The sequence below is a fragment of the Streptomyces sp. NPDC056580 genome, assembly GCF_042793175.1.
Classification (GTDB): Bacteria; Actinomycetota; Actinomycetes; order Streptomycetales; family Streptomycetaceae; genus Streptomyces.
In genome coordinates this window covers 112,452-125,711 of record NZ_JBHTVE010000012.1, presented here as the reverse complement: position 1 = coordinate 125,711, position 13,260 = coordinate 112,452, and the positions used below count along the sequence as shown (strand labels likewise).

At 72.1% G+C, this 13,260-nt stretch carries 11 protein-coding genes; 6 read left to right on the top strand and 5 right to left on the bottom strand.

Translation table 11 applies throughout. The annotated features are described in order from the left end of the window. The first annotated feature begins 75 nt into the window (after nt 1-75). A complete protein-coding gene (locus tag ACFQ9Z_RS26380) occupies nt 76-1,023 on the top strand; it encodes a hypothetical protein (protein ID WP_383023397.1) in 948 nt (315 codons plus the stop codon). Between the two features lie 20 nt (nt 1,024-1,043). Here the strand turns inward: ACFQ9Z_RS26380 and ACFQ9Z_RS26375 are convergent, their stop codons facing one another. Further along, on the bottom strand, nt 1,044-1,466 hold the full coding sequence (locus tag ACFQ9Z_RS26375; protein ID WP_383023394.1) for a Rieske (2Fe-2S) protein: 423 nt from the start codon (nt 1,464-1,466) through the stop codon (nt 1,044-1,046). Nucleotides 1,467-1,854: 388 nt separating this feature from the next. On the opposite strand from ACFQ9Z_RS26375, the gene ACFQ9Z_RS26370 reads away from it, so the two are divergent. Together ACFQ9Z_RS26370 and ACFQ9Z_RS26365 are read left to right on the top strand one after the other, a co-directional pair. Beyond that, entirely contained in the window at nt 1,855-3,024 is a 1,170-nt protein-coding gene (locus ACFQ9Z_RS26370) for a LacI family DNA-binding transcriptional regulator (RefSeq protein ID WP_383023391.1), read from the top strand. Further along, nucleotides 3,021-3,932, top strand: a complete 912-nt coding sequence (locus ACFQ9Z_RS26365) for a carbohydrate kinase (RefSeq protein ID WP_383023388.1) — start codon at nt 3,021-3,023, stop codon at nt 3,930-3,932. The genes ACFQ9Z_RS26370 and ACFQ9Z_RS26365 overlap by 4 nt, the downstream gene beginning before the upstream one ends. Nucleotides 3,933-4,022: 90 nt before the next feature. Here ACFQ9Z_RS26365 and uvrA read toward each other — a convergent pair whose 3' ends face one another. Next, on the bottom strand, nt 4,023-7,049 hold the full coding sequence (gene uvrA, locus ACFQ9Z_RS26360) for an excinuclease ABC subunit UvrA (protein WP_383023385.1): 3,027 nt from the start codon (nt 7,047-7,049) through the stop codon (nt 4,023-4,025). A 226-nt stretch (nt 7,050-7,275) separates the two neighbouring features. Here uvrA and ACFQ9Z_RS26355 point away from each other — a divergent pair, with 226 nt between their 5' ends. Together ACFQ9Z_RS26355 and ACFQ9Z_RS26350 are read left to right on the top strand one after the other, a co-directional pair. Further along, nucleotides 7,276-7,962, top strand: a complete 687-nt coding sequence (locus ACFQ9Z_RS26355; protein WP_383023382.1) for a maleylpyruvate isomerase family mycothiol-dependent enzyme — start codon at nt 7,276-7,278, stop codon at nt 7,960-7,962. A 45-nt stretch (nt 7,963-8,007) separates the two neighbouring features. Next, the gene (locus tag ACFQ9Z_RS26350) at nt 8,008-8,664 is read left to right on the top strand and encodes an MBL fold metallo-hydrolase (RefSeq protein WP_383023377.1); all 657 of its coding nucleotides are present in this window, start codon (nt 8,008-8,010) and stop codon (nt 8,662-8,664) included. A gap of 286 nt (nt 8,665-8,950) precedes the next feature. On the opposite strand, the gene aroQ is transcribed toward ACFQ9Z_RS26350, so the two are convergent. Next, complete coding sequence (gene aroQ, locus ACFQ9Z_RS26345) at nt 8,951-9,424, bottom strand: type II 3-dehydroquinate dehydratase (protein ID WP_383023373.1); 474 nt, start codon at nt 9,422-9,424, stop codon at nt 8,951-8,953. A gap of 208 nt (nt 9,425-9,632) precedes the next feature. Here aroQ and ACFQ9Z_RS26340 point away from each other — a divergent pair, with 208 nt between their 5' ends. Continuing rightward, a complete protein-coding gene (locus tag ACFQ9Z_RS26340; protein WP_383023370.1) occupies nt 9,633-10,940 on the top strand; it encodes an MFS transporter in 1,308 nt (435 codons plus the stop codon). On the opposite strand, the gene ACFQ9Z_RS26335 is transcribed toward ACFQ9Z_RS26340, so the two are convergent. Continuing rightward, complete coding sequence (locus ACFQ9Z_RS26335; protein ID WP_383023367.1) at nt 10,930-12,030, bottom strand: calcium:proton antiporter; 1,101 nt, start codon at nt 12,028-12,030, stop codon at nt 10,930-10,932. The genes ACFQ9Z_RS26340 and ACFQ9Z_RS26335 overlap by 11 nt on opposite strands. Nucleotides 12,031-12,168: 138 nt before the next feature. After that, nucleotides 12,169-13,170, bottom strand: coding sequence for a TerC family protein (locus ACFQ9Z_RS26330; RefSeq protein WP_383023363.1), 1,002 nt, complete (start codon nt 13,168-13,170; stop codon nt 12,169-12,171). Nucleotides 13,171-13,260 lie beyond the last annotated feature (90 nt).

The window sequence follows — 13,260 nt, the reverse complement described above, 5'->3', positions numbered from 1 at the left end:
CCACGGGGGTGGCAGCCGCGCCGGCGCCAGCGGTCCGACCAGCCGTTGTGACACCTCACAGAAAGGCCTCTGTCCATGCGGCACGCCACAGAGCACGCGGACGTCCCCATCCCCGAACTGGACACGGCCCTGCGGGGCGGCCCCTTCCACGTGGCGCTGCGCGCCGCGATCGCAGCCCGCGGACTGCCGCTGCAGCGCGTGCAGCACCACCTCTCCCGGCACGGGATCAGGGTCGGCATCACGAGCCTGAGCTACTGGCAGCAGGGCGCCCGGCGCCCGCAGCGCCCCGAGTCGCTGCGCGCGGTACGGGCCCTGGAGGAGATCCTGCGGCTGCCGGAGGAGTCGCTGATCCGGCTGCTGACCGAGTCCGGCGAGCCCGCGACGGGCGGCCGCCGCCCGGCCCGCTCCTACCGCTCCCTGGCCGCGGCGTGCGACGCCGGGAACCGGCTCCGCGCCGACCTGGACTGGTCCCTCGACGGGGGGCTGCACACCCTGGGCCGGCACGAGCGCGTCCGGATCGGCGCCCGGCGCGAACTGGCCGGACTGGAGTCCCACCACATCGTGCGGGCGCACCTCGACGGCGCCGACCGCTTCGTCGCCGTGCACCACGGCGACCCCGGCTGCAGTCCGGGCGGCATGACGGTGCACGCCCTGGAGAACTGCCGCACCGGCCGGGTCCGCTGGGACCAGGACACCGGTGTGCTGGTGGCGGAGCTGCTGTTCGGCACCCGGCTGCGCTCCGGCGACACGTTCCTCTTCCGCTACGGCGTCGAGGACGGCACGGCGGGGGTCTGCGGCGAGTACGTCCACCGGTCCGGTTTTCCGGGCGGCCAGTACGCGCTCCAGGTGAGCTTCGACGGTGCCGCGCTGCCGGCCCGCTGCCACCGCTTCACCCAGCACACCCCGGCCGCCCCGCGCGGCGGCCGGCAGGAGCTGCGGATCAGCGCGCCGCACCGCAGCGTCCACGTGGTCGAGCCCCGGATCAGGCCGGGGCTGGTGGGCATCGCGTGGGAGTGGGAGTGAACCCGCGGGAACGGCCCCGCTCAGGCGCCGGGACCGGCGACGATCCGTCCCCTGGAGACGCGGACCGGCAGTTCGCCGAGCGGCTCGGTGGCCGGGGCCTGCAGCACCTTGCCGGTCACCGCGTCGAACTCGCTGCCGTGGCAGGGGCAGATCAGCGTCGTGCCCCGCAGCTTGTTGATCACACAGCCGGCGTGCGTGCAGACCGTGCTGTAGGCCTTCAGCGCGCCGCCCGCGTCCCGGCTGACCACCACGTTCCGGTCCCGGTAGAGCTTGGCCCCGCCCTTCGCGACCTCGTCCTCGGCGCCGAGGTCGACCGGCGTGGTGGGGGTCGCGTCGGCGGAGTCGCCGCCCGGGGAACAGGCGGCGAGCCCCAGCCCCGCTGCCGGGACCACCGCGGCTCCGCGGAGGACGGTACGACGACTCGCTGACGATCGGGCGGGCATCAGGATCTCCACTGCTCAGAGGACGTGCAGCCCGACGATACCCGGGGCCGGCCGAGGGCCGGGGGCGGGGGCGGCGGCTGGGCTGGGCGGCGGGGGCGGGCAGGGGGCGGGGCGGGGCGGTTGTGGGGGCGGGTGGTGGCGGAGAAGTCGGTCGTTGGGCGCGTAAACGCTTGCGCAAGCGTTTACGCGAGCTGTGCGGATGGGATACCTTCCCGGCCGAAGGGCCACCGAAGGGCCACCGAAGGGCCACCGAAGGGCCACCGAAGGGGCCGCCGAACAGCCTTCGGCAGCCGCAGGGTGCCGCCGCCTGTCGCCGTCGGTTGCCGACGGCAGGGCGAACGACTCGGACGCCCCGGACGCACCGAACCGCGGGAGAAGGGACGCCGCGATGCCCACCATGGCCGACGTGGCCCGCAGCGCCGGTGTCTCCGTGGCGACCGTCTCCCACGTGCTCAACGGCACGCGCCCGGTGCTGCCCCACACCCGCCGGGCCGTGCTGGACGCCGTCGACGCGCTCGGCTACACGCCCAACACCCTGGCCCGCTCACTGGTGACGTCCCGCACCCGCTCCATCGGCCTCGCGGTGTCGGCGATCAGCAATCCGTACTTCACGGAGATCCTCCAGGGGGTCGAGGCCGCAGCCCTGGACGCGGGTTACGGCCTGCTCATCGCCGATCCGCACGACGACCCGGTTCACGAGCGCAAGGTCGTCCAGCTCCTCCACGAACGCCGGGTCGACGGCATGATCGTCGCCCCGTCCGCCCAGCCGCAGGACCTGGTGGCCTACCTCGGCCGGCATGCCGTGCCGGCCGTGTTCCTGGACCGGGTGCTCCCGGCCGGCGGCCAGTTCGCAGGCGCCCCGGACCCGGACCGCGCCCCCTTCGACCAGGTGTGCGCCGAGAACACCGGCCCGATGGCGGACCTCGTCGGCCACCTCGCCGGGCTGGGCCACCGCCGGATCGGCCTGGTCACCGGTCTGCCCGGGCTCAGCACCACCGAGGAACGCGTCGCCGGCTACCGGCGGGCCCTGGCCGCCGCCGGACTGGCCTTCGACGCCGGCCTCGTGGTGTCCGGTCACTCGGGGTCGGCCGGCGCGGAGCGGGCGACGGCCGCGCTGCTCGCCCTGTCCGCTCCGCCCACCGCGCTGGTCACGGCGAACAACGCCATGACCATCGGTGCCCTGCGCGCCCTGCGCGAGCGGACTCTGGCCGTACCGGGCGACCTCGCGCTTTGCTGCTTCGACGACTTCGCCTGGGCCGACCTGTTCTCGCCCCGGCTCACCGTCGTCGCCCAGCCCAGCAGGGCGCTCGGCGCCGAGGCGGTCCGGGTGCTCCTGGACCGGCTGGCGGCTCCAGGCCGGCCCGCGAGGACGATCCGGCTCCCCTGCGCCTTCGTCCACCGCACCTCATGCGGCTGCCCTGAACAGCGGGACGCCGCCACGGGTCGTCGGGACGGGGCAGCGGGCCGCCCGCCGGCCGGGCCCGTCGTCGGCCACACCGAACCGTCCTTCGGGACGACCGAACAGACCGCGCCTTCCGAGAGGGGAACCGCCTCGTGATCGTCGTCGCCGGAGAGGCACTGATCGACCTGGTCCCGCGCGGCCCGGGCGCCCTGGCCGACCTGAAGCCGGCGCCGGGCGGCGGCCCGTACAACACCGCCGTGGCGCTCGGCCGTCTCGGCTCCCCCACCGCCTTCTGCTCGCGCACCTCCGAGGACGCCTTCGGGGAGGCCCTGCTCGACGGGCTGCGGCGGGCGGGGGTGGAGGTGTCGGACGTGCAGCGCGGCCCCGAGCCGACCACCCTCGCCGTCGCCACGCTCGACGCCGGCGGCTCGGCCGCCTACTCGTTCTACGTGGAAGGCACCGCGGACCGCCTCTTCACCGTCCCCGCATCCCTTCCCGCGGGAACCCGCGCGGTGTCCTTCGGCACCTGCTCACTCGTCCTGGAGCCCGGGGCGAGCGCCTACGAGAAGCTGATGCGCGAAGCGGCCGCACAGGGCCTGTTCACCGCCCTCGACCCCAACATCCGCACCGGTCTGATCCCGGACGCGGACGCCTACCGGAGGCGCTTTCGCGACTGGCTGCCCTCGGTCACGCTGCTGAAGCTGTCCGAGGAGGACGCCGAGTGGCTCGGCGGCACCCCACAGGAGTGGCTGGCCGCGGGCCCGTCGGCTGTCGTGGTCACGCGGGGCGGCGAGGGCCTCACCGTCCACACCCGGGAGGGGGCGGAGTGCTCCGTACCGGGCGAGAAGGTCGAGGTGGTGGACACCATCGGCGCAGGTGACACGGTGAACGCGGCCCTGCTGCACGGACTGGCCGCCCAGGACGCCCTGTCGCCCGGGGGGCTGGCGGCCCTGGGACCGGACGGCTGGCGGAGGCTGCTGCGGTTCGCGGCGCGCGCGGCGGCGATCACCTGTTCCCGGGCGGGGGCGGAGCCGCCGTTCGCGGCCGAACTGGGCGAGCCGTGACCCCGTCGCACGACGCGCGGGCGGCGCCCTGCGGGAAGTTCCCGCGGGGCGCCGCCCGCCCGACGGCGCGTCAGGACGCCGTCGGTGACGTCAGGCCTTGCGGGCCCGCGTCGTCTTCTTGGCCGGTGCCGCCTTCCTGGCGGTGGCGACCGTCTTTCCGCCGGCCGTGCCGTCGGCCTTGGCCGTCACCGTCTTCCGCGCCGTCGACCGGGCGGCGGCCGTCTTCCTGGACGCCGTGCCGCGCGGTGCCTTCACCGGCTGGGCGTCGCTGATCCGGTCGGCGCCGAGGACCTCGCGCAGGAACTTGCCGGTGTGGCTGGCCGGGACCCCGGCGACCTCCTCGGGCGTGCCCTCGGCGACCACGAGACCGCCGCCCGCGCCGCCCTCCGGGCCCATGTCGACGAGCCAGTCGGCGGTCTTGATCACATCGAGGTTGTGCTCGATGACGATGACCGTGTTGCCCTTGTCGACCAGGCCGGAGAGGACCTTCAGCAGCTTGCTGATGTCCTCGAAGTGCAGACCGGTGGTCGGCTCGTCCAGGACGTAGACCGTGCGGCCGGTGGAGCGCTTCTGCAGCTCGCTGGCGAGCTTCACGCGCTGGGCCTCACCGCCGGACAGGGTGGTCGCGGACTGGCCGAGCCGGACGTAGCCGAGGCCGACGTCCTTCAGCGTGCGCAGGTGCCGGGAGATGGCGGGGACGGCCTCGAAGAAGTCGGTCGCCTCCTCGATCGGCATGCTCAGCACGTCGGCGATGGACTTGCCCTTGTAGTGGACCTCCAGGGTCTCCCGGTTGTACCGGGCGCCGTGGCAGACCTCGCACGGGACGTAGACGTCCGGCAGGAAGTTCATCTCGATCTTGATCGTGCCGTCGCCCGCGCAGTTCTCGCAGCGGCCGCCCTTGACGTTGAAGGAGAAGCGGCCGGGCAGGTAGCCGCGGACCTTCGCCTCGGTGGTCTCGGCGAACAGCTTGCGAATGTGGTCGAAGACGCCGGTGTAGGTCGCCGGGTTGGACCGCGGGGTGCGGCCGATGGGCGACTGGTCGACGTGCACGACCTTGTCGACCAGGTCGTCGCCGTCGACGCGCGTGTGCCGTCCGGGGACGTTGCGCGCGCCGTTCAGCTCGCGTGCCAGGTGGGTGTACAGGATGTCGTTGACCAGCGTCGACTTGCCGGAGCCGGACACGCCGGTCACGGCGGTGAACACCCCCAGCGGGAAGGACACGTCGATGTCCTGCAGGTTGTTCTCCCGGGCGCCGTGCACGGTGAGCTGCCGGGACGGGTCGCGGGGGCGCCGTACGTCGGGCAGCGGGATCGACTTGCGGCCCGAGAGGTACTGGCCGGTCTGGGACTCGGTGTTGGCGAGCAGTTCCTTCAGGGAACCGCTGTGCACGACCTTGCCGCCGTGCTCGCCGGCGCCGGGGCCGATGTCCACGATCCAGTCGGCGACCTTGATGGTGTCCTCGTCGTGCTCGACGACGATGAGGGTGTTGCCCATGTCCCGCAGCCGGACCAGGGTCTCGATCAGCCGGTGGTTGTCCCGCTGGTGCAGGCCGATGGACGGCTCGTCCAGCACGTACAGCACGCCGACCAGACCGGAGCCGATCTGTGTGGCGAGACGGATGCGCTGGGCCTCGCCACCGGAGAGAGTGCCGGCCGCGCGGTTGAGCGAGAGGTAGTCGAGGCCGACGTCGACCAGGAACTTCAGCCGCTCGTTGACCTCCTTCAGGACCCGCTCGGCGATCTTCTTGTCGCGGGCGCTCAGCTTCAGCTCGCCCAGGAAGTCCGCGCAGTCGCTGATGGACATCGCGGAGACCTCCGCGATGGACTTCTCCATGACCGTCACGGCCAGGACGATCGGCTTCAGGCGGGTGCCCTGGCAGGAGGGGCAGGGCACCTCGCGCATGTAGCCCTCGAACCGCTCGCGGCTGGCGTCGCTCTCGGCCTCGCTGTGCCGGCGCTTGACGAACGGCACCGCGCCCTCGAAGGGGGTGGTGTACACCCGCTCGCGGCCGTACCGGTTGCGGTAGCGGACCTCGATCTGGGTCTTGTGGCCGTACAGCAGGGCCTTCCGCGCGCGTTGGGGCAGGCCGGCGAAGGGGATGTCGGTGCGGAAGCCGAGGGCGTCCGCGAGGGCGCCGATCAGACGGCTGAAGTAGTCCTTGGTGTGACCGTGCGACCAGGGGTGGATGGCGCCCTCGTCGAGGGACTTGTCCTCGTCCGGGACGATCAGCTCGGGGTCGACCTCCATGCGCGTGCCGATGCCGGTGCACTCGGGGCAGGCGCCGAAGGGCGAGTTGAAGGAGAAGGAGCGCGGCTCCAGCTCCTCGAAGGACAGGTCGTCGTACGGGCAGTACAGGTGCTCCGAGTACATGCGCTCGCGCTCGGGGTCGTCCTCGGGGAGGTCGACGAAGTCGAGCACGACCATGCCGCCCGACAGGCCGAGGGCGGTCTCGACGGAGTCGGTGAGCCTGCGCTTGGCGGAGTCCTTCACCGTGAGGCGGTCCACGACCACCTCGATGGTGTGCTTCTCCTGCTTCTTCAGCGTGGGCGGCTCGGAGAGCTGGATCGTCTCGCCGTCCACGCGCGCGCGGGAGTAGCCCTTGGTCTGGAGATCCGAGAAGAGGTCGACGAACTCGCCCTTGCGCTCGCGCACCAGCGGCGACAGCACCTGGAAGCGGCTGCCCTCCGGCAGCTCCAGGACCTTGTCGACGATGGCCTGCGGCGACTGGCGCGAGATCGGGCGGCCGCACTCGGGACAATGCGGCTTGCCGATGCGCGCGAAGAGCAGACGCAGGTAGTCGTAGACCTCGGTGATGGTGCCGACCGTCGAGCGCGGGTTGCGCGAGGTCGACTTCTGGTCGATGGAGACCGCCGGGGACAGGCCCTCGATGAAGTCCACGTCCGGCTTGTCCATCTGGCCGAGGAACTGCCGGGCGTACGAGGAGAGCGACTCCACGTACCGCCGCTGCCCCTCGGCGAAGATCGTGTCGAAGGCCAGCGAGGACTTGCCCGACCCCGACAGGCCCGTGAAGACGATGAGCGAGTCGCGCGGGAGGTCGAGCGAGACATTCCTCAGGTTGTGCTCGCGCGCTCCACGGACGATGAGACGGTCGGCCACGCCGGTCCGCACCTTTCTTGAGAGAAGTGACAGGGGCCGGGGCCCCCGTGCTTCTTCCGAGACTAGGGGGAGCCACTGACAGCGCCGGTCGGATTCCGGGATGCATAACAATCCCGAGCCCTCAGGCATGCCCGGTGCCGCCTTCGACGATATAGCACGTGCTTTCGATTTACGGGCGAGCTTCACCACCTTCACCCGAACGGGTGGCGCTACTAGGGTCGGACGCATGATTGATCACGCTCATGACCTGGCATGTGTACGGGAGGCGACCGAGCGGCTCCTGACCGCTGTCGCCAAGCTGGACAACGCCTCACAGGCCGAGCCGTCACGGCTGCCCGGCTGGACGCGCGGACACGTTCTCGCCCATCTCGCCCGCAACGCGGACGCCCTCGTGAACGTCCTGGAGGGCCGGCCCATGTACGAGAGCGCCGAGGCGCGGGACGCCGACATCGAGCGCGACGCCCAGCGCACGCTGGACGCCCAGCTCACCGACGTGCGCGAGAGCGCCGCCCGGTTCCAGCGGACGGGGGCCGCGCCGGCGGACTGGACGCGCACGGTGGAGCTGCGCAACGGCGTCACCGACGCCGCGGCCCGGCTGCCGTTCCGGCGGTGGGCCGAGGTCGACCTGCACCACGTGGACCTCGGGATCGGATACGAGCTGGAGGACCTTCCGGCGGAGTTCACGCGGCGGGAGACCGGCTTCCTCGCGGACCGCTTCGCCGGGCACCCGGAGGTCCCGGCGACCCGGGTCACGGACGGCACGCGCGAGTGGCGCACCGGCCGCGAGGCGGACGTGACCGAGGTCACGGTGAGCGGGGCGCCGGCCGACCTGCTGGGCTGGCTCGCCGGCCGCCGCCCGGGGACCGCGCTGGAGGTGACGGGCGGCACGCTGCCGAAGCTGCCGCCGCTGTAGCGCGACACGGGTCCCCGGGCGCCGGCCCGCTATAGGCTGATCACCATGACGTACAGCGGAGAGGTCAGGGTCGGCGGACCCGCGGACGTGCACGAGCTCAAGGACCTGATGATCACCAAGATCGCGGTCGGCCCGATGGACAACAACGCCTATCTGCTGCGCTGCCGGGCCACCGACGAGCAGCTGCTGATCGACGCCGCCGCCGACGCCGGTGCGCTGCTGGGCATGATCGGTGACGACGGCATCGCGTCCGTCGTCACCACCCACCGGCACGGCGACCACTGGCAGGCGCTCGCCGAGGTCGTCGCCGCCACGGGCGCGCGGACGTACGCCGGCCGCGAGGACGCCGCCGGCATCCCGGTGACCACCGACGTCCTCGTCGACGACGGCGACGTCATCCGGGTGGGGCAGGTGGAGCTCACCGCGCGCCATCTCGTCGGGCACACCCCGGGCTCCATCGCCCTGGTCTACGACGACCCGCACGGGCACCCGCACGTCTTCACCGGCGACTGCCTCTTCCCGGGCGGTGTCGGCAACACCCACAAGGATCCCGAGGCGTTCGCCAGCCTGATCCACGACGTCGAGACGAAGATCTTCGCCGCGCTGCCGGACGAGACCTGGGTCTATCCCGGGCACGGCAACGACACCACCCTCGGCACGGAACGGCCGCACCTGCCGGAGTGGCACGCGCGCGGCTGGTAGGCCGCGCGGGCACGACGACCCACGCCGGGCGTACGCCCTCGATGCGCGCCCGGCGCATGCCCCATGGCGTGCGCCCCGTGTGAACTCTTCACACGCGCCGGGCACGCGTGCGCGCTCCCCGCATCCCGTGACACGCGGTCAACTGGTGGAGGCCCGCGCAGGACGACGGCTCCTGAGCGGTATGGGCCGCCGGTCACCAACCCCGCCCTCGGCCGGCGGCCCGGGCCGGAGCGCGTGCGGCGCCCGCCGTGTCAGCGCCCGGGCGGCCGCCCGTCGCCGTGGTGGGCTACGCGTCGGCCCGCGCCGCTCCCACCAGCGCGACGACCCGCTCCACGCCGAACACGTAGCCCTGCACCCCGCAGCCCGCGATCACGCCGTCGGCCCGCAGCGAGACGTAGCTGTGGTGCCGGAACGACTCGCGCTGGTGGATGTTGGAGATGTGCACTTCCAGCACCGGCATCCCGTCGCAGGTGTTGAGCGCGTCCAGGATCGCGACCGAGGTGTGGGAGTAGGCGCCGGGGTTGATGACGACGCCGCAGTGGTTCGTCCGGGCCTCGTGGATCCAGTCGACCAGCTCGCCCTCGTGGTTGGACTGCCGGAAGTCCACCGTGCCGCCGTGCGCGGCCGCGGCCTCGGCGCACATCGCCTCGACGTCGGCGAGCGTGTCCGTGCCGTAGATCTCGGGCTGGCGCAGGCCGAGGAGGTTCAGGTTGGGCCCGTTGAGGATCATGATCGGGGCGTTGGCCAGGGTGCGGGGCACGGTTCCTCCGGTCCGTTCTGGGCGGTGTGCTCACGACCGCTTCTCGCCCCGGTCTATCACGGCACGGCGAGCGGCCGAGGGGTGGCGTACGCCGGTCCGTCCGGGCGGCGCCGCGGGCCCCGGTCAGCTCCGTGCGCCCCCGTAACCCAAGATCACTGCGGATGGTTGACGCGGTATGCAGCCCGTACGCCCCGTGAGGGCGCCCTCCATGCCGCGGCTGGCGGCCGCCTCGCTCGCCGGGACCGCGATCGAGTTCTACGACTTCTTCGTCTACGGCACCGCGGCCGCCCTGGTGCTGGGGCCGCTGTTCTTCCCGACGTTCTCGCCGGTGGCCGGAACGCTGGCGGCGTTCGGGACGTTCGCGGTGGGATTCGTGGCCCGGCCGCTCGGCTCGGTGCTCTTCGGACACCTCGGCGACCGGCGCGGACGGCGGCCGGTGCTGATCGCCTCCCTGCTGCTGACCGGCGCCTCGACGGTCGCGGTCGGCTGCGTGCCCACCTACGGGACGATCGGAGCGGCCGCCCCCGTGCTGCTGCTCCTGCTGCGCTTCCTGCAGGGGCTGGGGCTCGGCGGCGAGTGGGGCGGGGCGGTGCTGCTGACCGCCGAGCACGCGCCCGCGGAACGCCGTGCCCTGTGGTCCAGTTTTCCCCAGGTGGGGCCCGCGGTGGGCTTCGTGTTCGCCAACGGGGTCATGCTCGCGCTGTCGGCCGCCCTGCCCGACGACCGCTTCGCGCAGTGGGGCTGGCGGGTGCCGTTCTGGGCGGCCGGGGCGCTGGCGCTGGCCGGGCTGTGGCTGCGGGCCTCGCTGACCGAGAGTCCCCGGTTCCTGGAGATCGACGACCACGCGCGCCTGCCGCTGGCGGAGGTCGTACGGCGCCACGGACGGCTGGTGCTGCTGACGGCCGGGGCGCTGGCCGTCGGGTACGCGGTGTTCTACGCGGTGACGACATGGTCGCTGGCGTACGCCACCGGGCGGCTCGGGGTGAGCCGGACGGTCATGCTGAGCTGTGTCATGGCCGCGGTGGTGGTGAAGGGGGCGCTGACGCCCGTCATGGCGCTGCTCGGTGACCGCTACGGCCGCCGCCCGCTGTGCCTGGCGGGGTGCGCGGGCTGCGCGCTGTGGATGCTCCCGATGGTCGCGCTGCTCGGGACCGGCGAACCGCTGCTGATGTTCCTCGGCATCCTGGGCGCGCTGATCGCCTTCATCGCCATGTTCGCGGTGATCGCCGCGTACCTGCCGGAACTGTACGAGGCGCGGGTGCGCTGCACGGGCGCCGCGGTCGGCTACAACCTCGGCGGGGTCCTGGGCGGCGCGCTCACCCCGGTCGTGGCGACGGCGCTGGCGGACCACGGCGGGCGGGTCCCGTGGGGTGTGGGCGCGTACCTCACGGGGATCGCCCTGGTGAGCCTGGTCTGCTTCGCGCTGCTGCCGGAGACGCGGCCCGCGCCGGCGGTCGAACCGGAAACGGGCCGCCCGGGCGGGCCGGCGCGGTCCCGCACGAGCCCTATGGGTTGATCGCGAGTTCCAGGTAGGCCGCGAACAGCACGAGGTGCACACCGCCCTGCAGCGGTGTGGCCCGGCCCGGCACGACGGTCAGGGAACTGACCACCACGGTCAGGGCCAGCAGCAGCATGTGGGTCGCGCTGAGGCCGAGGACGAGCGGTCCGGCCAGCCAGACGGAGGCCAGGGCGACGGCGGGGATGGTCAGGCCGATGCTGGCCATCGCCGAGCCGAGCGCGAGATTGAGGCTGGTCTGCACCCGGTCCCGGCGCGCCGCGCGCAGCGCCGCGATGGTCTCGGGCAGCAGCACGAGCAGGGCGATGATCACACCGACGACCGCCTGGTGCAGGCCGGCCGCCTCCACACCGGACTCGATGGTCGGTGACACCCCCTTGGCCAGTCCGACCACGCCGATCAGCGCGAGGCCGAGCAGGCCGAGGCTGATCCGCGCCGTGCGCGCGGACGGCGGTCCGGCGTGGTCGTCCCCGGTGATCACGTCGCCCTGCCTGCTGATCGGCAGGAAGTAGTCACGGTGCCGCACCGTCTGGGTGGCGACGAACAGGCCGTACAGGATCAGTGAGGACAGCGCGGCGAACGTGAGCTGGACGGTGGAGAATTCGGGGCCGGGCTTGCTGGTGGTGAAGGTCGGCAGCACCAGGCTGAGCGTGGCGAGCGTCGCCACGGTGGCCAGGGCGGCACCGGTGCCCTCCGGATTGAAGACCGCGGTGCCGTGCCGCAGAGAGGCCACGAGGAGACTCAGTCCGACGATGCCGTTGCAGGTGATCATGACGGCGGCGAAGACGGTGTCCCGGGCCAGGGTGGCGCTCTTGTCGCCGCCGTCGGCCATGAGTGTGACGATCAGGGCCACTTCGATGATCGTGACGGCGATGGCCAGCACCAGGGAGCCGAAGGGCTCGCCCACCCGGTGCGCGACCACCTCGGCGTGGTGCACCGCGGCGAGGACGGATCCGGCGAGGATCAGCGTGACCAGCACGACGAGCGGGCCGGGGAGACTGCGGCCCCAGGTGAGGATGAGCAGGACGACCGCGAGGACCGGCACGAGGAACGTCCACTGGGTGGTGAGCGGTCTGAGCCGAGCGATCATGTTGCGATCGTGACAGACGGGTACAGGATTCGCATTACGTTCTTTTCGGATCCCTCGTCATCCTTCCTGCGTGGGGCACCGGTCGCGGTGCGGCCGGTGCCCCACGGGTTCGTGATGGTCTCTCGCGCGCCGGGCCGGTCAGGCGTCGACGCCGTGCTTCGCCGTCTCGTCGCTCCCGGGCTGCGCCGCTTCGGCCGCCGTCTGCTTCCGGGTGGCCATCAGGCTGGTGACGGTGGTGACGGCGAGGACCGCGCAGATCACGCCGAGCGACACCGGGATGCTGATCTCGGGGACGTGGATCCCGGACTCGTGCAGCGCGTGCAGCACCAGCTTGACGCCGATGAAACCCAGGATGATCGACAGGCCGTACGACAGGTGGACCAGCTTCCTCAGCAGGCCGCCTATGAGGAAGTAGAGCTGCCGCAGTCCCATCAGGGCGAAGGCGTTGGCGGTGAAGACGATGTACGGGTCCTGCGTCAGGCCGAAGATCGCGGGGATGGAGTCGAGCGCGAACAGCACGTCGGTGGTGCCGATGGCCAGCATCACGACCAGCATCGGGGTCATGACCCGCTTGCCGTTCTCCCGGATCCACAGCTTGGTGCCGTGGTACCGGTCCGCGACGCCGAACCTGCGCTCGGCGGCCTTCAGGAGCTTGTTCTCCTCGAACTCCTCGTCCTCCTCGCCGGCCCGCGCGTCCTGGACGAGCTTCCAGGCGGTCCAGATCAGGAAGGCGCCGAAGAGATAGAACACCCAGGAGAAGCTGGCGATGATCGCGGCTCCGGCGGCTATGAAGACGGCGCGCAGCACCAGGGCTATGAGGACGCCGACGAGCAGCACGCGCTGCTGGTACTGCGAGGGCACCGCGAACTTCGCCATGATCAGGACGAAGACGAAGAGGTTGTCGACGCTCAGCGATTTCTCGGTGATGAAGCCGGCGAAGAACTCGCCGGACGGCCCGCCGCCGCCGAAGAGGAACAGGCCGAGGCCGAAGAGCCCGGCGAGGGCAATCCAGACGACGGTCCAGATGCCCGCTTCCTTGATCGACACGTCATGGGGCTTGCGCCCGATGAAGAAGTCGACCGCGATGAGGACGGCGAGGCCCACGATGGTGAGGACCCACAGGGTCGGGGAGACTTCCACTGCACCTCCGGCATAGGTCATGGCAGACACATGTGCGTTGTCATTGCCGGAGGTCTCTTCCACCCGCGTGGGCCGACGCCCCGGGATCCG